Source organism: Bacillus sp. 220_BSPC (assembly GCF_001054655.1).
Classification (GTDB): Bacteria; Bacillota; Bacilli; order Bacillales; family DSM-1321; genus Peribacillus; species Peribacillus frigoritolerans.
This window is the reverse complement of record NZ_JVPL01000320.1, coordinates 135361-144560: the sequence shown is the minus strand read 5'-3', so window position 1 is coordinate 144560 and position 9200 is coordinate 135361. Positions and strand designations below refer to the sequence as shown.

Here is a 9200-nt window from a genome sequence, read left to right as displayed (position 1 = left end):
CCGGAGACGTTTACGTCAAGGAGGCTTGGCAGACAGTCGGCGGAAAGGGAGGGGGTCTCTGGAATCAACTGGAATGAGATTTTAAGAAAAAACCGTAGGCTGGCTCATCCCGAACCAAGTTTAAGACGAGGTGATCCTAGAGTTTTTTTACAGTAACCCTTAAAGAATGGAAGAAATTTGCGACACTCCTGCCGAATAACTGGCTAGTCGAGAGCCCGGAGACGTTTACGTCAAGGAGGCTTGGCAGACAGTCGGCGGAAAGGGAACGGATTTCTGGAATCGACTGAAATGAGATTTCAGAAAAACAGTAGGCTGGACACACCCGAACCAAGTTTAAGACGAGGTGATCCTAGAGTTTTTTTTACAGTAACCCTTAAAGGATGGAAGAAATTTGCGACACTCCTGCTGAGTAACTGGCTAGCCGAGACCCCGGAGACGTTTACGTCGAGGAGGCTTGGCAGACAGTCGGTGGAAAGGGAGCGGATTTCTGGAAACGACTGGAATGTAATTTAAGGAAAGTCCGTAGGCTAGACTCATCCCGAACCAAGTTTAAGACTTTGTGATCCTTTATGCTCTTAAATTCCAGTGATCTTTATTGCCTTTTTGGTAGGGATCGATCGGTTGAATAAAAGGATACTAGAGGACTGGTTTTATTAAGTGGAACAATAATGAAAAAACCCCTTCCGATTGTGGAAAGGGTTTAATTTCGTTCAATTTTTAATTATCCTTCTACAATCGAGTAAGTCCCTTCACCACCATGGATTTCAAGGAACATGTTCATCAGGGATTTCGTTAGCTGATCTGCTTCCGTGATTGGAGTATTGGGTTGTAAATAAATGATTTGGATAGCCTTTTTCGTTTCTTCGGTGACTTTCGTGCGTTCTGAATCAACGTAAGGACTTCCGAATGCGCCAGCATGATCGGCTGAGGTAATCATATTTTCCATGGAATTCAAGCGGCCGTTCAAACCGTCATACCCATCTGACCCCTCGCCAATCTTAATCGAGATGTCTCCTGTTAATTTTTCAGCATCATAAATGCCGATCGGAACTTCATATAACAGTGAGAAGAAGTTATTCAAATCGATGGCGGAATGGATGGGTGTCAAGTAATTCTGTTTTTTCACGCGGCGGTATAGGGCTTCCACGGAGGGACGATACCGTGACGGGTTCGTTCCTGTAGCCTTGAAAATTTCCCGCCACACTTTAATGCCGGAAAAGTCGGTCAATTCCTTTTCTTCAAGGTCGAAGAAAAGAGCTTCCTGAAATAGTTGAAGTCTTCCTTTCACCATTTGCGGGGAGGGACCGACTTCGATGTTTTCATATGTAATGACCCCGACTTTGAATTCAGGGATTTTACTGCTAAGATTAGCTGATACGGTAATTTCCAACCGTTTCACCTCCAAAAATGATTGCAATTAGTTTATCATAGATAGCAATGGTTTGAAATGGATTCAAGCTTCAATGGGAATACTGAATGAACGTAGGTGATTAATATGGATATGAACTCATTCAAGCAAGAAGTGATTTTATATAGTAAGGAAATCGGCATCGATAAAATCGGCTTTACATCGGCTACGGCTTTCACCGAACTGAAAGGTCGGCTGATACGTCAACAGGAACTGGATTACCAGTCAGGGTTTGAAGAAGCCGATATAGAAAAAAGGGTAAGGCCTGAATTGATATTCGATAAACCGCAATCCATCATTTCGATTGCGCTTGCTTATCCTTCGAAATTGAAGGATGCTCCGCAAAGTACAAAAAGTGAACGCCGCGGGATCTTTTGCCGGGCGTCTTGGGGAACGGATTATCATACCGTTCTCCGTAATAAATTGCAGTTACTTGAGAATTTCATTAAAGATAAAGTGCCAGGGGCAATGATGAAGTCCATGGTTGATACGGGTGAGTTATCGGATAGGGCAGTGGCTGAGCGTGCAGGTATTGGCTGGAGTGCAAAAAACAGTATGATCATCACACCGGAATTCGGGTCTTATGTATACTTGGGAGACATGATAACCAACCTGCCATTTGAACCGGATAAACCGATGGAAGATCAATGCGGGACATGTAATAAATGTGTCGATGTTTGCCCGACTGGAGCGCTCGTTCAGGGCGGGCAGCTAAATTCCAAGCGTTGCATTGCGTTCTTAACACAGACAAAAGGTTTCCTTCCGGATGAGTTCAGGACGAAAATAGGCAATCGTTTGTATGGATGTGATACATGCCAGACCGTTTGTCCGAAAAACAAAGGAATGGATTTTCATTTTCATGAAGAGATGGAACCCGACCCCGAGCTGGCGAAACCACTGTTAAAACCCCTGCTTACGATTTCAAATCGGGACTTCAAAGAGACATACGGCCATGTATCCGGCTCTTGGCGCGGTAAAAAGCCAATCCAACGAAATGCCATTTTAGCATTGGCCCATTTCAAAGATGAAACGGCATTGCCTCTATTGATACAGGTCATGAAGAATGATCCGCGGCCCGTCATCAGGGGGACGGCGGCCTGGGCAGTTGGGAAAATTGGCCGGGAGCAGGCTGTTTCCGCATTGGAAGAAGCTCGAATGAAGGAAAAGGATGAAGAGGTATTGGCGGAAATTGAGAAAGGACTGCAGTTTACCTTGGAAACAAAATAATATTTAAAATGCAGCCGCCTCGTAAATATAACGGGGCGGCTTTTTTGCTTAAGATATTCCGGTAGCTTCAAGGAAAATCTATATAAGAAGTTTCATTATGGGTAAGGATTGAAACTCCCGCATTTATGAAGTTGTGTTTTTGTCCATGCCCTCGTACATACACATTAGCATAGATGGTAAGAAGGAGGGCATGAACTTGAGGGAACAATTGCAACGCCTTTTACAAGAAAGAGTGGAGTTTTATACTTCAGATGATCTAGAACGGGGTGAAAGGAAGTTACATTTGAAGAAGGAAATGATGAGGAACCGCGCTGCCGAAATTGTTCGGGTGAATGCGGCAGGCAAGGTACATTCGAAGAGAAAGGAAGACAGGGATACAGTCCTGACCTATCATGTCCATCTGCAATATTTATTGAAACAGGAAGATTCATTTTATATAGAAGAAGAAATGGAAGAAAGGGAGGCACGGTTTCGAAATGGGTATATAGTGGATGAAATTGAGTTGATTCCCAGCTTTGAAACCGAAGAGGTACCGCCAAAATGTGATCCAGGCGCAGATCGTCTCGCATATAAGTATGATCGAATGAAGGCCGTTCAATATGCCGAGCGTTGGTGGAATGAATTTAATCCGGCTTATTATAAATTCACCGATGATTGTACGAATTACATTTCACAATGTTTACATGCAGGGGGAATACCGATGTGGGGGGCGCCAAATAAAAATAAGGGCTGGTGGATAAGGGGGAAAAGCTGGAGTTATACATGGACGACAGCCCATTCTTTATATCATCTGCTTAAAGCCGGGAATGCCATCAGGACAAAGCAGGTGGAGTCGGCCAAGGAATTGAATTTGGGCGATATCCTCTGCATAGATTTCGAAGGGAACGGGCGGTTTGACCATAACTTGATTGTAACGGCGAAGGATCAGGACGGGATGCCGCTTGTGAATGCACATACGATGAACAGCCGTCACCGATATTGGACGTATGAGGATTCAACCAGATATACACCGAACATCGTTTATAAATTCTTTGTGATTTTGGATGGAGGGTGATTGGTTTTTAGTCTTTTTTGTTTAATGCTATAATTAAGGTGAAGTTCAAACTAGAGGTGAAAATGAAGTGTCAATACATGTAGTTTTATATCAACCACAGATTCCAGCAAATACAGGAAATATCGCAAGAACATGTGCAGGGACGGATACGTCTTTACATCTCATTCGCCCGCTCGGTTTCTCGACGGATGACAAACAGCTCAAACGGGCCGGGCTCGATTACTGGGAGAATGTAAAGATCCATTATTATGATTCGTTAGAAGAGTTTTTTGAAAGAAACGCCGGCGGTGAATTTTATTACTTGACGAAATTCGGGGAGCAGCCGCATTCGAGCTTCGATTACAGTGATCAAGACAGTGAGATATTTTTCATTTTTGGCCGTGAAACGACGGGTCTCCCGAAAGATCTGATCCAAGAGAATATGGATCGGTGCCTGCGGATTCCAATGACGGATAAAGTACGTTCCCTTAATCTGTCGAACACGGCAGCCATCTTGGTTTATGAAGCACTTAGACAGCAAAATTACCGTGAATTGGATTTGAAAACAAAAGGTTGAGTTTCATCAATACTGTCATCGGGGGCATTTCAGCCCCGATGATGGATACTTTACATATTCTTTAGGGGTGGGAGCATTGAATAACATTATTGAGAAGATTTTAGATCACCGTTCCATTCGTTCTTTTGAGGACAAGTTATTGTCTGGGGAGCAAATCAATACGATTGTGGAATGTGCCCAAGCTGCATCGACTTCAAGTTATATTCAAGCGTATTCAATCATAGGGGTAACCGACCCGGAAAAGAAAGCCAAGCTTGCCGAACTTGCCGGACCACAGTCATATGTAGAGAAGAATGGACATCTATTCGTCTTTTGCGCCGATTTATATCGCCAGGATATGGTTTCCGAAATGGAAAACACGGACCTGTCCGAATCGATTGAAAGTACCGAGAAATTCATGGTTGCCTGTATTGACGCGGCTCTAGCGGCCCAAAATGCAGCATTGGCGGCAGAATCGATGGATCTAGGCATTTGCTATATAGGCGGGATCCGCAATAATCTCCCGGAAGTGTCAGCGATTTTGAATATACCGCATCGTGTTATACCATTATTCGCTCTAGCGGTCGGATATCCGAAAAACCGTTCGGATAAAAAGCCGCGTTTGCCGTTGTCCAATATCTATCATGAAAATGGATATCAGGAGGATAAGCAAGAGTTCATCGGACAACTTGAAGAGTATAATGAAACGATTTCCAGTTATTATGAGCTACGGACTAACGGTAAACGAAAAGACACCTGGACCGGGCAAATGGCAGGAATGCTTGGAAAGAAAAGCAGGCTGTACATGAAAGATTATGTTGAGAAGCAAGGATTTAAGAAACATTGATTAATGAATACGGCCTATTAGGAATATTCTTGCCAAAGTCCTGAGTATGAGCCAAACCTAAAGATCCCGGAAGTGTCCCCGGGGTCTTTACTGTGTTCATTTGTCAGTCGGTAATACGGACCGGCCCCAAAAATGCTGTCAGAATTTCTTCTTATATGCCCATGAAATTACCATTGACAATATATTTAGATAGAATTATAGTAATTAAGTAGTGGATAATGATAATCATTTTCATTTGAGTTTTTACTTACCTATTTTTTCAGTAAATGGAGGTTAAAAAATGGTTCGCCTATATACAGAGAATTTGAATATTGGTTATGGTGAACGTTTAATTGTAAAAGATCTCAGTGTGGAAATTCCAGATAAAAAAATCACAACGATCATCGGTTCAAATGGATGTGGGAAATCGACACTTTTGAAAGCGATCACCAGAATCATTCCAAATCTATCAGGTACGGTTGTTTTAGATGGGGTTAATATCTCAAAAGAAAGCACTAAGATCCTTGCAAGAAAAATGGCCATACTTCCGCAGACACCCGAGAGTGCAAGCGGTTTGACGGTTGGGGAGCTCGTATCATATGGGCGCTTTCCCTATCAAAAAGGTTTTGGGCGCCTGACCCAGAAAGACTATGATGTGATTGATTGGGCACTTGAAGTGACCGGCACGAAAGACTTCAAGTTCCGTCCCGTGGATGCTCTGTCAGGAGGTCAGCGCCAGCGTGTTTGGATTGCGATGGCCCTTGCCCAGGAAACGGAAATCATCTTCCTTGATGAGCCAACCACCTATTTGGATATGGCCCATCAGCTGGAGGTTCTGGAATTATTACAGAGGCTGAATGTAGAACAGGGACGTACAATTGTCATGGTTCTTCATGATTTAAACCAAGCTGCTCGCTTTGCCGACTATATCATTGCCTTAAAGGACGGGGAAATAGTCAAAGCAGGAGATTGTGAAGAAGTCATCACTCATGAAGTTCTTAAGGAAGTATTCCATATTGATGCGGTAATCGGACGAGATCAACGAACGAACAAACCAATGTGCAGCACATACAACTTACTAAAAGGAGATTTGACAACAAATGAAAAAAATATTGATCCCGTTTATACTGCTGTTAGTGTTAATTATTAGTGCTTGTGGTAACGAGTCAGCCGAAAAGGAAAAAAGCTCCGCTTCCAAAAAAGAAAAATCAGGTACCATCACCTATCAATCTGAAAATGGTCCTGTTGAAGTTCCGGCAGATCCTCAGCGTGTTTTAGTACTATCATCTTTCGCAGGTAACGTAATGGCTTTGGATGTTAACCTTGTAGGGGTTGATTCCTGGTCTAAAATGAACCCGAATTTTAAAGAGTTAAAAGATGTGGAAGAAGTGACGGACGAAAACCTGGAAAAAATCATCGAGTTGAATCCGGATTTAATCATTGGTTTATCGACGATTAAAAATGTCGATAAATTAAAGGAAATTGCTCCAACCGTAACATATACATACGGAAAAGTGGACTACTTAACACAACATGTAGAAATCGGTAAACTTTTGAATAGAGAAAAAGAAGCTCAAGCATGGGTGGATGATTTCAAAGAACGGGCAAAAACAACCGGTGATGAAATTAAAGCCAAAATTGGAGAAGATGCTACCGTTTCCGTTTTCGAAAAGTTTGACAAACAGTTCTATGTATACGGTGATAATTGGGGACGTGGAACGGAAATCCTTTATCAAGAAATGAAATTGGGTATGCCTGAAAAGGTAAAAGAAGTGGCGCTGAAAGATGGTTACTTTGCCTTATCATTAGAAGTCCTTAAAGACTATGCCGGTGATTATGTGATTTTGAGCAATAACAAAGATCAGGACAATTCATTCCAACAAACTGACACGTTTAAAAACATACCTGCCGTTAAAAACAATAAACTATATGAAGCTGATGCAAAAAAATTCTACTTCAATGATCCAATCACATTAGATTACCAATTAGACTTCTTTTCCAAAAGTTTTCTTGGAAAATAATACAGCGAGGGAGAGGGATTCCAATTCCTCTCCTTTTATTCTATAAAAAAAGAGATGAGAGAGACAGATGACTAATGAAAATCAACGTTTCATCCCATTTATAAGTAAACTGATCATAGCGATCGTCGCCTTTATAGGCATGTTCATTATTTCAATGGCTTTTGGTGCGGCTGATGTTACCGTTAAAGACGTTTGGCAAGCACTGACATCAAATGCTGTCGGTGAAAAAATTTCAATCATTCGGGAAATCCGCTTCCCTCGTGAAGTGGGGGCAATCTTTGTGGGTGCAGCGCTTGCCGTTTCTGGGGCAATCATGCAGGGAATGACCAGGAATCCACTTGCCGATCCCGGGTTGCTTGGATTGACGGCAGGAGCCAATGCAGGACTAGCCATCACTTTGGCATTCATTCCAAATGCTAATAATTTAGGGATCATGATTGCGTGTTTTATAGGTGCCGCTGTCGGGGCAACCATGGTTTTCGGAATCGGTGCGATGAAAAAGGGAGGATTTTCACCTTTGCGGATCGTATTGGCTGGTGCTGCAGTCTCTGCATTCCTATTTGCCGTTTCGCAAGGGGTCGGCATATATTTCAAGGTATCAAAAGATGTATCGATGTGGACAGCTGGCGGGAATATCGGAACTTCATGGGAGCAGCTTCGTGTAATCGTTCCGTTCATTCTAATAGGCATCCTGATTTCCCTTATCTTTTCCAGACAGCTCACCATACTTAGCTTAAGTGAAGAAGTGGCCGTAGGCTTAGGGCAAAAGACAACACAAATAAAGGCGGTTCTCTTCGTGGTCATCATTCTCCTGGCAGGGGCTGCCGTTGCGCTTGTCGGAAATATGGTGTTCATCGGGTTAATGGTCCCACATATCGTTCGGGCTATCGTGGGTACGGATTATCGATTCATCCTCCCTATGTCTGCAATTTTGGGAGCCACTTTCATGCTGCTTGCCGATACGATCGGCCGTACGATCAATTCTCCATATGAAACACCTGTGGTAGCGGTTGTTGCGATGATAGGTTTACCTTTCTTCCTCCTAATCGTGCGTAAAGGAGGTAAAGCATTTTCATGATCCAGTCAGCTTTAGTCAAAAAACAGCGTTGGATAATAGGTGCATTGAGTGCACTCATCATCATTACGATCATTATAGGGACGTGTTCGGGATATTCCAATCTTTCTATAGGACGACTGTTTCCAACGCTCTTCGGGCAAGGGACGTTTAAAGAGGAATTCATATTATTTTCCGTCCGCTTACCGCGGATCATCATCACCCTTTTAGCAGGCATGGCCCTTGCACTGTCGGGAGCCATTCTACAAGGGATCACACGAAATGATTTAGCCGATCCCGGAATCATCGGGATCAACTCGGGAGCAGGTGTTGCCATTGCCGCTTTCTTTCTGTTTTTCCCGCTTGACGCTGGTTCGTTTGTTTATATGGTTCCGCTTGTCGGTTTTATCGGAGCGTTACTGACGGCCTGTTTAATATATATCCTCTCATACAAGAGGAAGAGTGGACTTGAACCCGTCCGGTTAGTGTTGATCGGCGTAGGTTTTTCAATGGCGCTTTCTGGCCTGATGATTGTCCTCATTTCGTCAGCGGAACGAGCGAAGGTCGATTTCATCGCAAAATGGTTGGCAGGAAATATATGGGGCACGGATTGGCCTTTCATTTGGGCAATCATTCCATGGTTAATCATCCTCATCCCATTCACTTTATATAAAGCAAATCGTTTGAATCTGCTTGGTTTAAGTGAACCGGTAGCAATTGGGGTCGGTGTATCGATTGAAAAGGAGCGGATCGTACTGCTGATCACGGCTGTAGCACTGGCAGCGGCTGCCGTTTCTGTTACAGGCGGAATTGCATTCATTGGACTTATGTCCCCGCATATAGCAAAATCCTTGGTAGGACCTCGAAATCAACTATTCATTCCGGTTGCCATTTTAATCGGTGGATGGCTATTGCTGCTTGCCGATACGATAGGCCGTAATATAATTGAACCCGAGGGGATTCCTGCAGGTATCATGGTTGCATTGATCGGTGCTCCTTATTTCATGTATTTATTGTTGAAAAAATAAGAACTTGCCAAAATCCCCTGAAATCTTCAGGGGATTTTATGTTTTTT

Annotated in this window: 9 protein-coding genes; 8 read left to right on the top strand and 1 reads right to left on the bottom strand. The window is 43.3% G+C overall.

Annotated features, from left to right (window positions below; genetic code table 11):
- Positions 1–721: 721 nt before the first annotated feature.
- Positions 722–1390, bottom strand: coding sequence for a B3/4 domain-containing protein (locus tag ADA55_RS27240; protein ID WP_048689890.1), 669 nt, complete (start codon positions 1388–1390; stop codon positions 722–724).
- Between the two features lie 105 nt (positions 1391–1495).
- Between ADA55_RS27240 and queG the strand changes: the two genes are divergently transcribed.
- From queG to ADA55_RS27200, 8 genes are all read left to right on the top strand, one after another.
- Positions 1496–2635 carry a tRNA epoxyqueuosine(34) reductase QueG gene (gene queG, locus ADA55_RS27235; RefSeq protein WP_048689887.1) on the top strand — a complete coding sequence of 380 codons (1140 nt, stop codon included), beginning with the start codon at positions 1496–1498 and terminating at the stop codon, positions 2633–2635.
- Between the two features lie 196 nt (positions 2636–2831).
- Positions 2832–3689 (top strand): amidase domain-containing protein, encoded by an 858-nt coding sequence (locus ADA55_RS27230; protein ID WP_048689883.1) that lies wholly within the window; start codon positions 2832–2834, stop codon positions 3687–3689.
- A 67-nt stretch (positions 3690–3756) separates the two neighbouring features.
- Entirely contained in the window at positions 3757–4245 is a 489-nt protein-coding gene (trmL, locus tag ADA55_RS27225) for a tRNA (uridine(34)/cytosine(34)/5-carboxymethylaminomethyluridine(34)-2'-O)-methyltransferase TrmL (RefSeq protein WP_048689880.1), read from the top strand.
- Positions 4246–4321: 76 nt separating this feature from the next.
- Complete coding sequence (nfsA, locus tag ADA55_RS27220) at positions 4322–5071, top strand: oxygen-insensitive NADPH nitroreductase (RefSeq protein ID WP_048689878.1); 750 nt, start codon at positions 4322–4324, stop codon at positions 5069–5071.
- Positions 5072–5351: 280 nt separating this feature from the next.
- The gene (locus ADA55_RS27215; RefSeq protein WP_048689875.1) at positions 5352–6200 is read left to right on the top strand and encodes an ABC transporter ATP-binding protein; all 849 of its coding nucleotides are present in this window, start codon (positions 5352–5354) and stop codon (positions 6198–6200) included.
- Entirely contained in the window at positions 6151–7071 is a 921-nt protein-coding gene (locus ADA55_RS27210) for an iron-hydroxamate ABC transporter substrate-binding protein (protein ID WP_048689873.1), read from the top strand. The genes ADA55_RS27215 and ADA55_RS27210 overlap by 50 nt, the downstream gene beginning before the upstream one ends.
- A gap of 67 nt (positions 7072–7138) precedes the next feature.
- On the top strand, positions 7139–8149 hold the full coding sequence (locus tag ADA55_RS27205) for a FecCD family ABC transporter permease (protein ID WP_048689871.1): 1011 nt from the start codon (positions 7139–7141) through the stop codon (positions 8147–8149).
- Complete coding sequence (locus ADA55_RS27200; RefSeq protein ID WP_048689868.1) at positions 8146–9153, top strand: FecCD family ABC transporter permease; 1008 nt, start codon at positions 8146–8148, stop codon at positions 9151–9153. Before ADA55_RS27205 ends, ADA55_RS27200 begins: the two co-directional genes overlap by 4 nt.
- The last annotated feature ends 47 nt before the right edge of the window (positions 9154–9200 follow it).

Coding starts and splice junctions, on each gene's coding strand:
- queG (WP_048689887.1), top strand. CDS start 1,496: ATGGATATGAACTCATTCAAGCAAGAAGTGATTTTATATAGTAAGGAA.
- ADA55_RS27200 (WP_048689868.1), top strand. CDS start 8,146: ATGATCCAGTCAGCTTTAGTCAAAAAACAGCGTTGGATAATAGGTGCA.
- ADA55_RS27210 (WP_048689873.1), top strand. CDS start 6,151: ATGAAAAAAATATTGATCCCGTTTATACTGCTGTTAGTGTTAATTATT.
- ADA55_RS27205 (WP_048689871.1), top strand. CDS start 7,139: ATGACTAATGAAAATCAACGTTTCATCCCATTTATAAGTAAACTGATC.
- ADA55_RS27215 (WP_048689875.1), top strand. CDS start 5,352: ATGGTTCGCCTATATACAGAGAATTTGAATATTGGTTATGGTGAACGT.